The sequence below is a fragment of the Brevibacillus sp. BD137 genome, assembly GCF_041644655.1.
In the GTDB taxonomy this organism is placed as follows: Bacteria; Bacillota; Bacilli; order Brevibacillales; family Brevibacillaceae; genus Brevibacillus; species Brevibacillus brevis_D.
Genome location: NZ_JAOTNO010000007.1, coordinates 200,059 through 217,266 on the forward strand (window position 1 = coordinate 200,059; position 17,208 = coordinate 217,266).

18 protein-coding genes are annotated in these 17,208 nt (G+C 48.7%); 17 read left to right on the plus strand and 1 reads right to left on the minus strand.

Annotated features, from left to right (window positions below):
* Positions 1-138 precede the first annotated feature (138 nt).
* Both ODZ53_RS17465 and ODZ53_RS17470 read left to right on the plus strand, forming a co-directional pair.
* The gene (locus ODZ53_RS17465; protein WP_199929781.1) at positions 139-1,206 is read left to right on the plus strand and encodes a CapA family protein; all 1,068 of its coding nucleotides are present in this window, start codon (positions 139-141) and stop codon (positions 1,204-1,206) included.
* 97 nt (positions 1,207-1,303) lie between these two features.
* Positions 1,304-1,690 carry a VOC family protein gene (locus ODZ53_RS17470; RefSeq protein ID WP_372678696.1) on the plus strand — a complete coding sequence of 129 codons (387 nt, stop codon included), beginning with the start codon at positions 1,304-1,306 and terminating at the stop codon, positions 1,688-1,690.
* An 891-nt stretch (positions 1,691-2,581) separates the two neighbouring features.
* On the opposite strand, the gene ODZ53_RS17475 is transcribed toward ODZ53_RS17470, so the two are convergent.
* Positions 2,582-2,737 (minus strand): hypothetical protein, encoded by a 156-nt coding sequence (locus ODZ53_RS17475; protein ID WP_372678698.1) that lies wholly within the window; start codon positions 2,735-2,737, stop codon positions 2,582-2,584.
* 321 nt (positions 2,738-3,058) lie between these two features.
* Between ODZ53_RS17475 and ODZ53_RS17480 the strand changes: the two genes are divergently transcribed.
* The 15 genes from ODZ53_RS17480 to ODZ53_RS17550 all read left to right on the plus strand — a co-directional run bounded on the left by ODZ53_RS17480 (position 3,059) and on the right by ODZ53_RS17550 (position 17,203).
* Positions 3,059-3,913: a hypothetical protein gene (locus tag ODZ53_RS17480; RefSeq protein WP_372678700.1), complete on the plus strand. Its 855-nt coding sequence runs from the start codon at positions 3,059-3,061 to the stop codon at positions 3,911-3,913.
* Positions 3,914-4,072: 159 nt separating this feature from the next.
* On the plus strand, positions 4,073-4,150 hold the full coding sequence (locus tag ODZ53_RS17485; protein WP_372678789.1) for a putative holin-like toxin: 78 nt from the start codon (positions 4,073-4,075) through the stop codon (positions 4,148-4,150).
* Between the two features lie 295 nt (positions 4,151-4,445).
* Entirely contained in the window at positions 4,446-4,649 is a 204-nt protein-coding gene (locus ODZ53_RS17490; RefSeq protein ID WP_372678702.1) for a hypothetical protein, read from the plus strand.
* 13 nt (positions 4,650-4,662) lie between these two features.
* Positions 4,663-5,607 carry a phosphotransferase family protein gene (locus ODZ53_RS17495; RefSeq protein WP_372678704.1) on the plus strand — a complete coding sequence of 315 codons (945 nt, stop codon included), beginning with the start codon at positions 4,663-4,665 and terminating at the stop codon, positions 5,605-5,607.
* 164 nt (positions 5,608-5,771) lie between these two features.
* Positions 5,772-7,520: an ABC transporter substrate-binding protein gene (locus ODZ53_RS17500; RefSeq protein ID WP_372678706.1), complete on the plus strand. Its 1,749-nt coding sequence runs from the start codon at positions 5,772-5,774 to the stop codon at positions 7,518-7,520.
* A gap of 86 nt (positions 7,521-7,606) precedes the next feature.
* Positions 7,607-8,563, plus strand: a complete 957-nt coding sequence (locus ODZ53_RS17505; protein WP_372678708.1) for an ABC transporter permease — start codon at positions 7,607-7,609, stop codon at positions 8,561-8,563.
* A gap of 11 nt (positions 8,564-8,574) precedes the next feature.
* Positions 8,575-9,501 carry an oligopeptide ABC transporter permease gene (gene opp4C / locus ODZ53_RS17510; RefSeq protein WP_087343007.1) on the plus strand — a complete coding sequence of 309 codons (927 nt, stop codon included), beginning with the start codon at positions 8,575-8,577 and terminating at the stop codon, positions 9,499-9,501.
* A 307-nt stretch (positions 9,502-9,808) separates the two neighbouring features.
* On the plus strand, positions 9,809-10,795 hold the full coding sequence (locus ODZ53_RS17515; RefSeq protein WP_372678710.1) for an ABC transporter ATP-binding protein: 987 nt from the start codon (positions 9,809-9,811) through the stop codon (positions 10,793-10,795).
* Positions 10,785-11,750 (plus strand): ABC transporter ATP-binding protein, encoded by a 966-nt coding sequence (locus ODZ53_RS17520; protein ID WP_372678712.1) that lies wholly within the window; start codon positions 10,785-10,787, stop codon positions 11,748-11,750. Before ODZ53_RS17515 ends, ODZ53_RS17520 begins: the two co-directional genes overlap by 11 nt.
* 335 nt (positions 11,751-12,085) lie before the next feature.
* The gene (locus tag ODZ53_RS17525; protein WP_372678714.1) at positions 12,086-12,280 is read left to right on the plus strand and encodes a YezD family protein; all 195 of its coding nucleotides are present in this window, start codon (positions 12,086-12,088) and stop codon (positions 12,278-12,280) included.
* Positions 12,281-12,316: 36 nt separating this feature from the next.
* On the plus strand, positions 12,317-12,598 hold the full coding sequence (locus ODZ53_RS17530; RefSeq protein ID WP_016740346.1) for a DUF2325 domain-containing protein: 282 nt from the start codon (positions 12,317-12,319) through the stop codon (positions 12,596-12,598).
* Between the two features lie 223 nt (positions 12,599-12,821).
* The gene (locus ODZ53_RS17535) at positions 12,822-14,465 is read left to right on the plus strand and encodes a peptide ABC transporter substrate-binding protein (RefSeq protein ID WP_372678717.1); all 1,644 of its coding nucleotides are present in this window, start codon (positions 12,822-12,824) and stop codon (positions 14,463-14,465) included.
* Positions 14,466-14,537: 72 nt separating this feature from the next.
* On the plus strand, positions 14,538-15,440 hold the full coding sequence (locus ODZ53_RS17540; RefSeq protein ID WP_372678719.1) for a serine hydrolase: 903 nt from the start codon (positions 14,538-14,540) through the stop codon (positions 15,438-15,440).
* A gap of 152 nt (positions 15,441-15,592) precedes the next feature.
* Entirely contained in the window at positions 15,593-16,312 is a 720-nt protein-coding gene (locus ODZ53_RS17545) for a 3'-5' exonuclease (protein WP_372678721.1), read from the plus strand.
* A gap of 27 nt (positions 16,313-16,339) precedes the next feature.
* The gene (locus ODZ53_RS17550; protein ID WP_372678723.1) at positions 16,340-17,203 is read left to right on the plus strand and encodes a GNAT family N-acetyltransferase; all 864 of its coding nucleotides are present in this window, start codon (positions 16,340-16,342) and stop codon (positions 17,201-17,203) included.
* Positions 17,204-17,208 lie beyond the last annotated feature (5 nt).

The window sequence follows — 17,208 nt, forward strand, 5'->3', positions numbered from 1 at the left end:
TAGGCCCCAAACCGCCATCTTTTGCATGCCCGTCACTTTTCGGCGAGAAATTTCCACGGAAGCCAGACATGCTTCAACAGGCTTCACATCCCGCCGCTTCTAGAATGGAAGCAAAAAAGAGAAGTGGGCGAAAGAGGCATGAAGATGAGACGATGGAAACACGCTGTAATGGTGGTAGCTACATGGATGCTCTGTGTTGCGATGGGAACGGAATCTTCTGGCGCCGTCGGGGCGAGCAGCGAAGGGGAGTTACAGGAGCAGGATTCCATTCAGGTAGCGTTTGTCGGGGATATGATTTTCGATAAGAGCGTCGGGAATCAGATCGGACGGTACGGCGTAGATTATCCGTTTCAAAAAACCGCCGATTTTCTCAAGCAGGCGGACCTGACGATTGGCAATCTGGAGACACCAGTCAGTACGCGGGGACGTCCGGAGAAAAAGGAATATACCTATCGTGCGAAGCCAGAGTCGTTGAAGGGGCTCGTGAACGCTGGCATCGACGTGGTCAACCTGGCGAATAATCACTCGCTGGATTTCGGAATGGACGCACTCGCTGACACGATGGAGCATCTGAAAAAGGCAAAGATCGGTTACGTGGGGGCAGGGAGAAACGAGGAAGAAGCATTCGCTCCCTACATCCAAACGATCAAGGGAAAACGCGTGGCAATCATCGGGATCAGCCGTGTCCTTCCAAATGAGCGTTGGTATGCGCGAAAAAACAAGCCAGGCCTTGCACATGCCTACTCGTATGAACCAATGCTGTCCTATGTGAAAAAGGCAGTGGCGGAGTCAGACATTACGATTGCGGTTATGCACTGGAATCAGGAATATAAGGATTACCCAGAACCATATGCGCGTGAGATGGCGAAAAAGCTGATCGACAGCGGTGTGGATGCCATTGTCGGGTCGCATAGCCATTCGATTATGGGCGTTGAGTTTTATAAAAAGGCGCCAATCTACTACAGTGTAGGGAATTTTGTGTTTACCACCTCGCGCAATCCGAAAGGTCGCGAAGCCATGATGGTCCAACTGACCTTTTCAAAAGACGGGAGCAAGAGCCGCGTAATCCCGGTGAAGCTCACGAACGGTCAGCCTGCTCCGATGGACGAGAAAAACAAACAGAGGATCATCGACAAGCTCAACCGTATTTCCTATGGGGCAAGTATATCCGAAAAAGGGGAGGTAACCGAGTCTAAGCCTCAATAGCGAGTCGCCGCATCATTTCTCTACGTGTGAAACTAGTGGTTATGCATATGGGAGAAATGGGCAGAATGGAGACGTATATTATCACGAAAAGGAGTGATTGTCAGTGCAAGCTATCACTACGTTTTTCATGTTCCACGGACAAGCGGAAGAAGCGATGAAGTTTTACACTTCTATTTTTGATCGCTCCGAAATCAAGCAGGTCATGCATCACGAGAATGGACAAGTCCTGCACGCTACTTTCACCTTAAAAGACCAGACCTTCATGTGTATCGACAATACGAACGGTGACTATCATGCTTTTACTCCGGGGATTTCGTTGTTTGTGGACTGCGATACGGAGGAAGAGGTTGACCGGGTTTTTGGACAGCTTTCCGCAGATGGACAAATACTCATGCCGCTTGGGCAATATCCGTTCAGTGAAAAATTCGGATGGGTTCAAGATCGTTTCGGATTATCCTGGCAGGTTCATTTACCGAAAAGATGATATTGAAAAGCCGGCACACCTCTTGGTACCGGCACTTTTTATGTTTATAAACGTTGCTGTAGTGGGGGGAAGAAGCGAATTTCCAGTCTACGCTTCGGCCTACGCCCAGCAAGGGGTATACACTGTCCGCTTCGGAAAAAATGGCGGGAGCGCTTCAAACCAGAAACCCATTTGTGGTTACTAAAGTTGCTGAAATGTTTAGTAATGTTGCTCAAATAACACTAATACCCCTGCAATCGTCTGTACAGGGGCAGGGCACTCAAATAACCGCGGAAATCATAGTGGCCACAAATCATGCGCCTTTGCTGTCTTCCAACCACGCCGCCGTACGAACTCCAACAACTTTTTGGGGTATGTACCTCGGATCATTGCACGCTTGGTGATGATTGGGTTGCTTACCTTGGTTTCCTGTTCCACGTCTTTCTGGAGGATCCGTTCGCTGTCTATGAACTCCCCAAAGTGCGTCCTCCTCTTGCCGATCCCAAACATATCGATCACCTCAACAACCAGTCTCGCCAAGTTGGCTATTGAGCGCGATCATTTTCGTAGGCACGCGAGGACAAAAAGAAATAGCCCCTGGCGCTTACGAGGTGCGCGGGGTATGAAAGGTGCAATCCAAGTCATAGAACGCGCTACAGGAGCGCAGACGGAGCTGAGAGCTCCTGAATTAGTGAAGCAGGCACTTTCTGGCAAAATTAAACGTGGAGATATCATTTAATCGACGACCGCCTGCAGAGGCGGTTTTTTGTTTGTACTACATACAAAGAAGCGCATAGACAATATTAAATGACTAAATGATTTAATCATTTAATGATTTAGTGAGATATCCGCGAAAAGGGGCTAAATTTGATAGCAGAAAGCAGAGTGGAGGAGCCTACTCGGAAGGTAAGGTCAGACAAGAAGACCGGCGTCTTGTCCAAACTTGATTCGTACTACCATGACAAACTGGTCAAGTAGGCTCTCCGCTGCGACATGACCAAAACAAAATTGGCTGAAAAACTGCTTATGCTTTGTTTGGACAGCAAGGATGTTATCAATTTTCTGCAAGAATCCTCGTCATAAAATCTCTCCAGTGATGGTGGACAATAAAAAGATGGAATACATGTATTTTGACTAGCAGTTCTTTTCCAACCACTTTCCAGCCTTCTTCATGGCGGCGGTGCATTTGGCACACAGGCCGCCTTTTTTATGTTTCCGATCACATCCAGGACAAACAACCACTTTGAATCCTTCCAGAACATTAGATATGTTAAGAGGTTTTCCTTTTTCGGCATACTTTATTCATTTTGACAAATATTACAATGTTGTGTATTGTTGATCTGGATATAGGAATATTTACCTATGATAAAATATTTGGAGGTGTACCTTTTGAGTGCGTTATTTGGCTTATTAGGATTTCTAGCTATGTTTGTTGGGATTATTTTATTAATTGTAAATGCCGTAAGAAAAAAACAACAATTGAAAGTCCCTTTGATCGTATTGATATCTGGTTTTGTATCATTCATTATTGGGGTCGCAATAGCTAGTCCAACAACATCCACATCCAGCAATGATTCCACTCAATCTTCCTCTTCCGTAGCCACCACATCCACTCCAGACCCAGTAAAACCGACAGAAGATGATGCAAAGAAGAAGACAGAGGAAGAAGCTAAAGCCAAAGCAGCAGAGGAAGAGCAAGCCAAGGCGGATGCTGAAGCTAAGAAGATGGCTGATGAAGAGGCTAAAAAACTCGCGGAAGAAGAAGTGAAAAGTAAAAATATTAACTACGCATCAGTCGCCATACCCGCCATTGCGGGAGGCGTAGTGATCAAAGACGAAACCAAACAGTTTGTTATTGCGAACTATAAACTGTTCCCAGCAGGGCCAGAAGCAGATGTTAAAGCCGCGCTTGCAAAAGTAGATAACAAGATCAAATACGGACACATGGCAAAAAATATAACTCCATACATAAACAAAATGGTGGCTGCTACTGGAACAGTCCTCAATGTTGAAGAGGTACCATCAGAAGGTGTAGGCACTGGAACAGTTTCTTTAGTTCACATGATAGATGACTCATTTAATTCGTACCGAATGTTTATCATGAAATCGACCGGAGACATTATAAAGGGAGATAACGTAAGAATTGTAGGGGTACCAGTTAGTACAGAAAGCTTTGACAATGTATCTGGAGGAACAACAAAATCTATTTTCCTCTTGGGTTCACACATAAACAAAATCCAATAAAGTAGGGAGCCATTACGGCTCCTTTTCTTTTTAGTTAAGTTGTATAGAATTGTCTGGAAACATTTGCTATGTTACAATTTCCTCGCACAATTGAATCGGCTCCTCAAGGGTGGTCGGCTCATCTCCCATGACAGAAACGGGGGAGTGAGGCCCGTGACAGTGTTCCAAGCATTGACGTTGATGATTTCTTTCGCGACGCTCGTTGTGTTGATCCTGTCGTTCCACAAAAAGAAATAGACCTCCCTTGAGTCCCAAACCAGGAGAGGTCTATTTCCACATAACCCTTGAGCCGACCCCATTGAGGGGGCGGCTATTATGCGCGACCGTAGGTGTTACAGCACCTATGGCTCTTTTTACTATATGCATCTATTCCCATTCTAGCACAGGTTGTCTTTCTGAATACATCATGAATCTGCAATTTAAGAATCAACAATTCCCCACATGTGGATAAATCTAAACGTAATTATGTGCTTTAAAAGCAAGATTTCACGCTTATGAGCGGGGCGGGCTCCAGAGGCGCGTCGATACATCATTGATCAAAGCGCAGTTCGGTCCACAGAAGGCGCTGCATTTTTTGCTGTCGGCTGTAGAGGCATTGACGCAAAAGTACGTCCGCGAAAACTACGAAGCCAACGACAAAGGCTTTGCACATGTCCAATCCTTTTTTGCGGAATTAGAATCGTACATGGATATAATGAAGGTAGGGCTGTATAAACAATCAGACAGTGGAGCATAAAGGGGAAAAAATAATGAATGAGAAATGGACACGCCTGGTACATAACATGAACCCGTCAGCCAAGCTCCTCCGTGCATGGGAGCTAAAAGGAGGGATTTCTGCACAGGTCACCGCGCTTGAAATGGAGACTCCTGACGGCAAGAAGAAAATAGTAGTCGTCCGCGAGCATGGTCAGGCTGACCTCAATCGAAATCCGCAGATCGCATCAGATGAATTCAAACTTTTGCAAATACTGAAGTCCGCTGACTTGCCGACTCCAACGCCCTATCATCTCGAAGCATCCAGCGAGATATTTCCCACACCGTGCCTTGTCATCGAATTCATAGAAGGCCAGACAGTCACCAAACCAGCCGACTTATCCAGCTATCTAAAGCAAGCAGCTGAGGTGCTGACTCGCATCCATTCGGTAGACGCTTCTAGGCTGGCGGGCATTTATTTGCCGAAACAAGAAGAAGCGATAACGGAAAAGCTATACAAAAGACCTGCGATCCTAGACAAATCATTGGATGAGGGACTCATTCGCGAAGTGCTGGAGTCCGTTTGGCCGCTACGTCAAGCGAATGCAGCATCGCTTTTGCATGGCGATTTCTGGCCGGGAAATACGATGTGGAGGGAAGAGAAGCTGGCTGCTGTCGTCGATTGGGAGGACGCTGCGACAGGCGACCCCTTGTCTGATCTCGGCAATGCCAGACTGGAGATTTTGTGGGCATTTGGAGTGGAGGCCATGAATGATTTTACCCTTTGCTATCAATCTGGCAGCAAGACACTTGATTACACCCAGCTTCCGTATTGGGATTTGGTTGCTGCACTGCGGCCAGCCTCGAATCTATCTGATTGGGGATTGGAAAAGAGTGTGGAGAAAACCATGCGCGAGCGACATTCTCTATTCGTGATGCAGGCATTTGAAAAACTAGGCATTCCGTATAAAAGACATGCCACTTATGAGAGCCTCGAATAATCGGGGCTTTTTTTGTTTGGAAAAAAATGTTGACCGTTCAGGTGTAGATACCTATAATCTAATTCATAGTAAACACGTAGGAATTATAAGTTATTATCTTTTGATCCGACCGGACCACCGGAGGAACGGTTTCACTGAGTGAGTGCATATGAAGGAGGATCACCATGAAAAAAAGGCTTTCGCAAATCATTTCAACTTTACTGCTAGGGACGCTCCTGGTTACAGGGTGCAACTCAGAAGGCAGCGCGCCAGCTACCTCGGCACAAACGGCAGCTCCGTCGGCAGATGCAACAGCACCTGCTGTCAGCAAGGTGCAAGACATAAAAGATGGCATCAATTTGGCTACGGATTTATCCAAGCTACCGGAAGCAGCAGCCAAAAGGACCGATACATTCATTGCGGGACTGACAGAGCCGGGCGGCGTGTTTAACCCGTTTTTTTACCACAACGGCTACGATGGCAACGTCACCTCAGCCATTTTCGAATCACTGGTGGATGTCGATGCGACAGGAAAGCCAGTACCCAAGCTCGCGGAAAAATGGGATGTATCACCTGACCAGCTTACGTATACGTTCCACCTGAGACCGAATCTGAAATTCAGCGATGGTTCACCGCTGACGGCAGAGGATGTAGCCTTTACACTGACGATTCTGCACGACAAAACGTACGACGGCGAAACGGATATTTTCGTAGCAAGTATCAAGGGTGGTCGTGAATACAAGGAAGGAAAAGCGAACACGATCGAAGGGATCAAGGTGATTGATCCACAGACGATTCAGATCACGACGGAAAAAGTGAACGCCAAATCTCTTGTCCTGTTAGGCGGGCAGGTGCTCTCCAAAGAGTACTACGGCAAGGAGTACAAACCAGGCAATTTGGAGTATCTCCGCACCTTACACGGCAAGCCATTAGGAGCTGGACCTTACAAATTCGAGGCGTACATTCCTGGTCAAGAAGTCCGCTATCTCGCAAACGAGCACTATTACAAGGGCAAGCCGCAGGTTGAGCACTTTATCTACAAGACGACAGAGGGCGACGCTCTACAGTTTATCCAGACAGGGGAAATGGATTACAACTCCTTTACCGTCAACTCGGATAACATCGAGCAGCTGCAAGAGCTGGGATATGTGAATATCAATCTGTACACATCCAGCGCTTATTCGTACATCAAGTTCAATCATTCCAAGCCATTTTTCAAAGACAAGCGCGTCCGCCAAGCCTTCATCTACGGACTGGATCGCCAAAAGATTCTGGATCTGACCTACCAAGGATACGCGCAAGTCGCCAATGTACCGATCAGCCCTGTTTCCTGGGCCTATACGGAGGATGTCAATCCGTACGCCTACAATCCGGAAAAGGCGAAGCAACTCCTGGATGAAGCGGGCTGGAAGCCTGGCGCGGATGGAATCCGTGAAAAAGACGGACAAAAGCTGATCGTGCATTACTACACGACAAAAGGAAAGCTGGGAGAAGTTCTGATCCCGATTGCCAAAGAAAACTACAAAGAGCTAGGCATCCAGTTTGAAGCAGAAATGATGGACTACAACGCCGTATTGGCACGGACGGAAAAAGGCGATCACGACCTCGCTTCGTTCTCAACCACGATGCTGATCGATCCAGATGACGGTGTTGACGCCTTCTCGACGAAAAAGGGCAAGAGCGGATTTACCGGAACGAATGGCTACTCCAATGCCAAAGTAGACGAATTGCTGGAAGCAGGTCTATCTACGCTGGACATCGAGAAGCGCAAAGCGATCTACAAAGACCTGTACAAAGAGCTGAGCGATGACCCACCGTACATCCTCCTCGGCTACCGCAAAATATTGTCTGCGCACAACGGCAAGCTCAAGGGCTTGGAGCCGAATCCGTTCACGGGCATTTCGACCAGCCTGCCTGGCATCAAAATCGAGTAACAAGTTCGAGTAACTGACTCACGAATGTTGTGCCCGGCCCTGGGGCTGGGCTTTCTTTTTTCCCCAAGCATGAAAGGAGGCCAACGATGACGTCCTACTTCCTGAAAAGGGTCTTTTACATGGCATTGACGCTCTTCGGCGCATCCATTTTGATTTTTTTCCTGTATGCCCTAACGCCCGGTGATTTCGTTGATACGAGTCCCAAGCTGACAGCCGAACGAAAGCTGGAGCTAAAAGCGATGTACGGGCTGGATAAGCCTGTCGTCGAACGGTATTTCATCTGGATGAAAAACGCGCTCCAAGGCGATTTTGGTTATTCCCTGCAATACCAACAGCCGGTGATGTCGCTGCTAAATGATTACATCTGGAATTCGTTTTTGCTGGCAATTACCTCCACCTTTTTTACATGGCTGATCGCGATCTCAATTGGAGTTCTGTCTGCTGCAAGGCAGCATTCCTGGTTCGATGCGCTCGTGACGATTGGTGTTTTTGCTGCGATGTCGCTGCCTGTCTTTTTCGTTGGGCTGCTGTTTATCAAGTTGTTTGCCGTCGATGCCAAGCTGTTTCCCGCAGGGGGCATGATGATGATCGGCAGCAAGGAAACAGGGCTCACCTATGCGTGGGACGTGGTTCAGCATATGTTTTTGCCTGTGACAGTGTTGACTTTGCTGAGCGTGGGGACGCTGACCCGCTATTTCCGCACGAACATGCTGGAGGTCATTCAACAAGACTTCGTGCGCACGGCCCGGGCAAAAGGGCTGAAGGAAAAAGTCGTCCTGCACAAGCACGCGCTGCGCAATGCGCTCCTTCCTGCCATTACACTGCTAGGCTTTGAGCTGCCAGCTCTGTTTGGTGGGGCGATCATCACGGAAAAAATCTTTAACTGGCCCGGTGTCGGACAGTTGTACATGCAGGCGTTTTCTGTACGGGACTACCCGCTCTTGATGGGCTTTACGATGTTCCTGGCGATTCTTACCGTCATCGGAAACTTATCTGCTGATTTGCTGTACAGAGTGGCCGACCCACGGGTTCGGTTGAAATAGGAGGGAATACGATGGCATCAACGGTAAGTGAAGTAGCGGAGGTGACGAGACCGGAGCAGGTAACGTTGCGTTCTTCCTTGTGGCACGAGGCGTTTTTGCGACTGAAAAAGAAGCGTCTGGCCATGGTTGGACTTGTGTTTTTACTCGTTATGGCAGTGGTATGCTTCATCGGTCCGTTTTTTTCTCCGTACGCATCCGGCAAGATTAATACGGCTATGATCAACAAGCCCCCAAGCTTTTCCCATTGGCTCGGGACGGACAGCTTGGGCAGAGACATTTTGACGCGATTGATGCAGGCTGGCCGAATCTCATTGACAGTCGGCATCGCTTCCATGGTGCTCTCCGTTTCCATTGGCGCCCTTCTCGGGGCACTGGCTGGCTTTTACCGCGGGTGGGTCGATCAAGTGATCATGCGCGTAGCAGATGTGCTCATGACCATTCCCGGTCTGCCGCTCTTGTTTATTATGGGCGCAGTCCTCTCCGAGTGGAAAATCCCGACCGACTACCGCATTTACATTGTCATGGTCATGCTGAGCCTGATCGGCTGGCCCGGCTTGGCACGAATGGTCCGCAGCCAGATGCTCACCCTGCGTGAAAGTGAATTCATGCAAGCAGCAGAAGTACTCGGTCTGCGCGACAGACGCAAGTTGTTCTTCCATTTGCTGCCCAATCTGACACCGCTCTTGATTGTCGTTGCCACCTTGAACGTCGGTGGTGCGATCCTGAGCGAATCCGTATTATCGTACTTCGGCCTCGGAGTCGTCCCGCCAACGCCGACATGGGGCAATATGATGGATGCGGCAAACACGTTGATCGATTTTCAGAAAAGACCGTGGCTGTGGGTTCCTCCGGGTATTGCTATTTTCGCTACTGTCATCTCGATTAATTTGTTAGGGGATGGATTGCGAGATGCTTTAGACCCGAAGCAGAAGCGTTAAGGGGTGTTTTTGTATGATTTATAACTTCTTGAACCTACTTTCAAGATAAAACTGAAGCAGCGCAGGGAGAAGTGATTTCCAGTCCAAGCGCCTCTGGAGCCCATCCCAGCTTCGGAAAAAATGGAGGGGAATTTCAGCTTCACTTATGGATTACTTCCTCGAAACTTCTACGTTTGAAGCGCTCCCGCCATTTTTTTCGAAGCGGACAGTGATACCCCCTTGCGGGCGTAGGCCGAAGCGTAGACTGGAAATCACTTCTCCCCTTCCACTCCAGCTACTTTTATAAAAAAAAGCAGGTGAGCCAAGCATGAATGCTTTAGTCGACATCAAAAATGTAAGCACCTACTTCAATTCCGAACAAGGCGTGGTCAAAGCAGTCGATGCCCTCGATCTGCGTATCCATGAAGGAGAGACCGTATGCATCGTAGGCGAATCAGGCTGCGGCAAAAGCGCGGCAGCCATGTCATTGATGGGACTAATCCCAGAGGCGGTAGGCAGTATCGTTTCGGGTGAGATATGGTTTGCAGGCCATGATCTGCGAAAAGTTAGCAAAGAAGAAATGCGCAAGCTCCGCGGCAATGAGCTGGCCATGATTTTTCAAGAGCCGATGTCGTCCCTCAATCCCGTACTGACCATCGGTGTGCAAATCATGGAACCGATCATGGAGCATCAGGGCTTAAGCAAAAAAGCAGCTCAAGCGCGAGCCATTGAGCTGATCGAGCTAGTCGGAATCCCACGGGCAAAAGAAATCGCAAAATCATACCCCCATGAATTGAGCGGAGGCATGCTGCAACGCATAATGATTGCGATTGCAATATCCTGCAATCCGCGCCTATTGATCGCCGATGAGCCGACGACTGCTTTGGATGTGACCATTCAGGCACAAATTCTCGATCTACTTCGCAAAATCAAGGAGGAAGCCAAAACTGCGATTCTATTTATCACGCATGATCTGGGTGTTGTTGCGGAAATGGCCGATCAAGTGGTCGTGATGTACGCAGGGAAAGTGGTAGAGGTGTCTTCTGTCGTCGAGTTGTTTGAGGAGCCGAAGCATCCGTATACACAAGGATTGCTTCGCTCCAAGCCTGTGTTGAATCAACGCAGAGCCAAGCTATATTCCATCCCTGGTCAAGTACCGAATCCGACGACACTTGGTGAAGCCTGCTATTTTCTTGACCGATGCGATCAGTGCTTGGCCATTTGCCGGGTGAAGCAGCCGCCTTTGCGTGATGGGGGAGACGGTAGAAAGGTCGCGTGCTGGCTGTATGAGGAGGAGATCGCCCGTGGAAAATAATTTGCTGGAAGTGCGCCGATTGAAAAAATATTACCCGATTACCGGAGGGTTTTTAGGCAGGACGATCGGCCATGTGAAAGCGGTGGATGACGTCAGCTTTTCTATTCAAAAAGGGGAGACGTTCGGGCTGGTCGGTGAATCCGGCAGCGGGAAAAGTACGACAGGTCGCACCATCCTTCGCCTCTTGGAAAAGACAGAGGGAGAAGTCCGCTTCCAGGGTATCGACGTGCACGCTTTAAATCGCCAAGAGCTCCGAGCATTGCGTCCACGGATGCAATATATTTTTCAAGACCCGTACAGCTCGCTGAATCCGCGCGTCCGAATCGGAGAAGCACTGGGTGAAGCGCTGCTTGACCACGGGCTGCTTCCACAAGCGGAGGTCAGGGAAAGGGTCTTAGAGGTCATGGATTTATGTGGATTGGCGCCCTATCATGTTGATCGGTATCCGCATGAGTTCTCGGGAGGTCAGCGTCAACGGATCGGTATCGCACGGGCCATTATGATGAATCCTGATTTTATCGTCGCGGATGAGCCAGTATCTGCTCTGGATGTGTCGATCCAAGCTCAAATCATCAATTTGTTTGCAGAGTTGCAGGAGCAAAGGAAGCTGACGTACTTATTTATTTCCCATGATTTGAGCGTCGTGGAGCATCTGTGCACGAGGATCGGGGTCATGTATTTGGGATCATTGCTGGAGCTGGCATCTCGTGATGAGTTGTTTTTGGAGCCGCTCCATCCGTATACCAAAGCATTGCTCTCCTCTGTGCCGCTCCCGATCCCAAAGTACAAGCGCGAACGTATCGTCCTGCAGGGAGACATGCCAAGTCCGGCGAATCCTCCGGCAGGATGCAAATTCCACACGCGCTGCCCGTATTCGAAAGACATTTGCCGACAGGAAATTCCTGCTTTTCGTGAGGTTAGCACGGACCGATTTGTCGCCTGCCATTTGGTGTAACGGGAATGGACTGGGGAACGAGGAACAGCAATGGGCATTGACCGACAGCAAAATTGTATGGTAATATTTTCATATCATAGTAAATGCATCGGTTTTTAAATAATTAGCTGATCGGTCGACCGAAAGCTCCCGCGAGGACAAAGACAACCAAGCTGTCTAGTTGCGCAGGGAGCTTTTCGTCAATCGAAGGAAAATGAGGTGAGAAAAGCCTCTTGATGCCTAAACTGTTTGACATTGACAGCAGTCGGGATCAAGGGGTATTATCAGACTATAAAACATACTAAGTAGGTAGGAATAATGTGTATTGATTTTGACAAAAGAGGAAGGTGATCCCCGTGGCAAAGAATGAGATTTCCCTAGATGATCTCTTGTTTGAGAAAATCGCACGCGCACTGGACGGTCTGGAATACGGCTCCATACATATTGTGGTTCACGATTCACAGGTCGTTCAGATTGAGCGAACGGAAAAATACAGACTCCCGGTGGAAAAGCCTGAGGCAAAGATTTCGCAAGCGCGGAACGGGAAATAGAAGAAAAAGCATGGGAAAAAGAGAGGAGGAAGGACTATGGCAGGCGTTCTTGTGGTTGGAGGAGATCGGGTAGCAGAAATCGAGAGCTTGTTGCAGAACAAAGGGTTCCAGAATGTCTATCACGTATCAGGTCGCAAAAAATCCGATGTGAAGGCGACGATTCCTTCTGATACGGAGCTTGTTCTTGTCTTTATTAACTTCGTGAGTCACAGCTTGAGTAAAAATATAAAGAAGCTGGCGAAGCAAAAGCATGTCCCGATCGTTTTTTGCCGGCGGTCATGTGATGCGGTAGCCATTTATGAACCAGCGATAAGCTAGAGAGGACAGCCCCCATATGCGCGAATGAATAGAAGTATTCAACGATGAATACTTCTTTTTTGCGTGACAGAGACTATTGGTAGAAACTTGTCGGACCGACTCCGGTAAAAGTATTCAGCAGGGAATAAAAACAACAAAAGAACAACCGAAAACACGAATGGCATAGAATTTGCAGAATATTTATTCAATAATCAGATATCCGACTCAAACAAGGGGGTACAGCATGAAAAGACCAGTTGTCATGACGAGTCTCTTCGTTTTGCTTACAGGACTATTTGCAGGCTGTAGCAGCGGCAATACGCCGACTCAAACCACACCAGACAAGCAGCAGCAAACAACGCCAGCACAGCAGGCAAATGTGCAGGCTGCGGCAGAGCAGACGTTGCACATGAATGCTGCCGAGCCTGAAACGCTTGATTCAGGCATGTCGAACGATGTGATTTCTGGTGCCTTCATCCGTTCGCTATACGACGGGCTCGTTCGATTGGACAAGGATGGCAAGCCAGTCCATTCCGTTGCATCCGACATTCAAGTATCGGCGGACAAAAAGGTGTACACCTTTACTTTACGCGACAGCAAATGGAGCAATGGTGATCCGGTTACGGCTCAAGATTTCGCCTTCGGCTGGATGCGCGTGCTCAATCCGAAGACAGCTAGCGGCTCCGCCTACAAGTATTATCCGATCAAAAATGCCCGCGCCTTTTACGAAGGAAAGGCGAAAGCTGAGGATGTCGGCATCAAGGTCGTCAATGACAAGACACTGCAAGTCACCTTGGAAAACCCTACCCCTTACTTCCTGACACTTGCGACCTTCTACTATCCGGTTAATCAAAAGGTGGTTGAAGCCAATCCCGATTGGGCGAAAAAGCCCGAATCCATCGTGACCAATGGGCCGTTCAAACTGGTGAACTGGCAGCATAAAAACAAAATTGAGCTGGCGAAAAACGAGCACTATTGGGACAAAGACGTCGTGAAGTTTAACGAAATCGAGTTTTCCATGATCGAAGATACGAATACCGAGCTGGAGCTGTTCAATAGCGGCGAGCTGGATTGGGCAGGCGGCCCGATTAGTGGACTACCTGCGGATGCCATTGGACCGTTGCGCGACGAAGGCAAGCTGCAAACCATGAGACGTGCGACCAACTACTATCTCTTGTTCCAGACACAGAAGCCGCCATTTACGAATAGCAAAATCCGCAAAGCGTTTGCCTACGCGATCAACCGTAGTGACATTGCTGAAAACATTGGTCAGGCTGGACAGACTCCCTTGATGGGCTTCGTCCCACTTTCCGCTTCTCTAAAGCCGGAAGGATATTTCAAGGATAACGATGTGGAGACGGCGAAACAGTTATTGGCAGAGGGAATGAAGGAGATGGGTATCACTAAGCTGCCCGAAATCACCTACCTTTACAATACCTCCGACCTCAACAAGAAGATTGCCGAAGCGTTGCAGGCGCAATGGAAGCAAGCTCTCGGTGTGGACGTCAAGCTGATTAACAAAGAATTGAAGGTCATGTTTGACGACCAGGAGCAAGGGAAGTACATGATTTCCCGAACAGGCTGGACGGGAGATTACAACGACTCCGTCAACTTCCTGGAGCTGATGATGGAGAAGTACAGCTCCAATAATTCTACCTTCTGGTTTAGTGAGAAGTACGTGGAACTGGTGAAAAAGGCGTACGCCGAACCAGATGAGGCCAAACGCAATCAGTATCTGATCGAAGCGGAGAGCATCCTGATGGAAGAAATGCCGGTCACAGGTGTGTACTCGAGTGTCAATTCCTGGGTACAAAATGAAAAAGTAAAAGGCATCACAGTCGACCCATTGGGCTACATCGACTTCAAGTGGGGATACAAAGAACAATAGCGCTAAAAAGAAATGGCCGATACGAAAAATCCATGTGTGGGCCGTTTCGCGAGCGATGGGGGAGGAATTTTCATGACATGGCAGCAAGCAGTAGAAAACGTGTTAAAGGAAGCACCCGGTATTTTTGGAATCGCAGCTATGCATTTGGAAACAGGAGAGACGGCAGGGCATCTGGATGAAGAGCTGTTTCAGCTGGCGAGTGCATTCAAAATTCCGATCATGGTCACCATGATGCGCGAGGTGGAAGCAGGACGAATCCGTCTCGACCAGCGTGTGACACTGAAATGGGAGGATCGCGTGCCGGGGTCAGGCATTTTGCAAGAGCTGGATGCCGGAGCAGCCTTAACGGTCAAAGACTTGGCGACACTAATGACGATTGTCAGCGATAACTATGCGACGGACCAAATCCTCGAGCTGATCGGCGGCATCGACAAGGTGAATGAGCACATGCATGAGCTGGGTCTTTCGCAGATTCATTTGCGGCATAATTGCTGGGAGCTCCTCAACCACTGTGTAGGTATGAATGAGCCTGCACCTTCGCAGGCGGGGTTCGATGAGTTCATGCGACGGGAGGAGTCAGGCAATTATGAATTGCTCCACGATGTATCGATGCCTACCCGTGACAATAACGTTGCGACACCAGCCGAGCTGAACCGCCTGCTTATTATGATTGCGCGAAAAGAAATTCTCACGGAATCCTCCTGCGAGCTGATGCTAGACATCATGCGACGTCAGCATTACAACAGCCGTCTACCGTACTTGTTGCCAGAAGGAACAAAGGTCGCACATAAGACAGGGACCGTCAATGCAGTCGTCAATGATGCTGGCATCATTTATTTGCCCGAAGAAAAAGGGATGATTGCGATCACTGCCTTATCACGCGATGTGACTGACACAGAAGCCGCAGAGCTTACCATCGCCCGTGTTGCAAAAGCCATTTATGAGCAAGCGATAAGTGTACGCACAGCAGATTGAGTTACCATCAAGCGAAACAGATAAACAAGGGTAGGAATCCGATGGGTTCCTATCCTTTTTCATTTCAATCGGGCAGCCGCTTTGTCTTTGTTTTGCTTTCTATACCCGATACAAGCCATAATAGAGACAATACATACAGGATGTGATTACGCTTGCAGATCATTGTTTTTGACCTTGAAACGACACTGACTTATCAGAGAGACAAGATTCCGGAAATTATTGAGATCGGAGCGGCAAAAGTCGTACCCGGAAAAAATGGCGTGGAGGTCGATACATTTCAGCGCTATACCTTTCCAGCCATTGAGCGCCGAATCTCAGAGAGAACGCGTAAGTTCATCGGTCTCGATAAAGAGAACATGCCAACCTTTATCCCGTTTCGCCAGGCATTCGCAGAATTTCTGAAGTGGATTGGCAACGATTCTGAATACTACCTGTGCACATGGGGGCAAGACGACAAGCGGCTGATGATCGAGCATTGTGCGCGGTTCGGTTTGGACTTCAACTGGATGCGCAATTACAATGACATCCAGCCGCCAATTAGCCTGCTTTTGGCTGATCGCAAACAGATGAGTCTGAAAGAAGCGATCGACACGGCAGGAATCATCCAGGAGGGCAGGCTGCACTCGGCCTTGGTCGATGCTATCCACACAGCTCATTTGCTGATCAAATATAACAAGACCGTACACTTGAAAGAAAACACGCCAGAAGAGAACTACAATTTGTCGAGCTCGTTGTACATTACGTGCCGGTCTTGCAAAAAAAGCAAATACTACACGGCTTTCGGGCGAAAAAGCAGAAGGTGCGAGGCTTGCCTGCAACATCGCAAGAAGTTGGAAAAAGCCGCAGAAGCAGCAACCGTCCAACAGAGCTAGCGGGAGAGAGAGAGGAGGAGTGCGTAGATGATACGACAAGCACAATCCAATGACAAAGAGACAATCGTGACGATGATTGGCGAGGGTATGTTTTGGAGGACCGAAGAGATTGTTGATATCGTGGAAAAAGCTACGGTTTACATCTGGGAGGAAAACGATCAAATCATCGGCTGTGGCACATATGATTTGAACTCCTCTGGAGAAGACGGGACAGCAGAAATATATGTCTATACACGACCAGACCATCGAAAGCGAGGAATCGGCTCCCGGCTGTTCGATCAGCTGTGGCTGGAACTGCAACAGCACGCAGAGAAGCCGAGGGCAGTCATGGCTACCTATCGGGTAGATCACGGGCAGGGTGCTGATTTTTTTGCCAAGAGAGGCTTTGCTTCTATCTGGGGACATCATCTCATGAAATACACGGGAGAGATCGGACCTGCACCGACACTCGACGTACGAAAATTCACCGAGTCCGATATGGATATGTACATCCAATCGCAGAGTGACGCTTACTATGAGGTGCGCAAAGGCATCGATCTTCAGCCATACCGTTTGGCCGATTATCCTGAGAAAACGATGAACGCATGGAAAAGCTGGCTGCTGGGTGAGATGAGGGAGGACATTTATTTGTTCGAGCATGAGGGAGTATTCGTAGGCTCCTTGATCATCACAGGACATGGCGAAGTCTACGATGTATTCGTAGATCCCGTGCATCAAGGCAAAGGCTACGGCAAAGAGCTTGTCCGCTTTTTTGTGAACCAGACGCTGGAAAAGGGCTTGCAGCCGTATCTCGTCACAGGTACTCACAACGAACCCGCGATAGCGTTGTACGAACGGACAGGCTTCCAGACGTTTCAGACGACCACGACAGCGAAGAGAGACTTCGCATGATCACT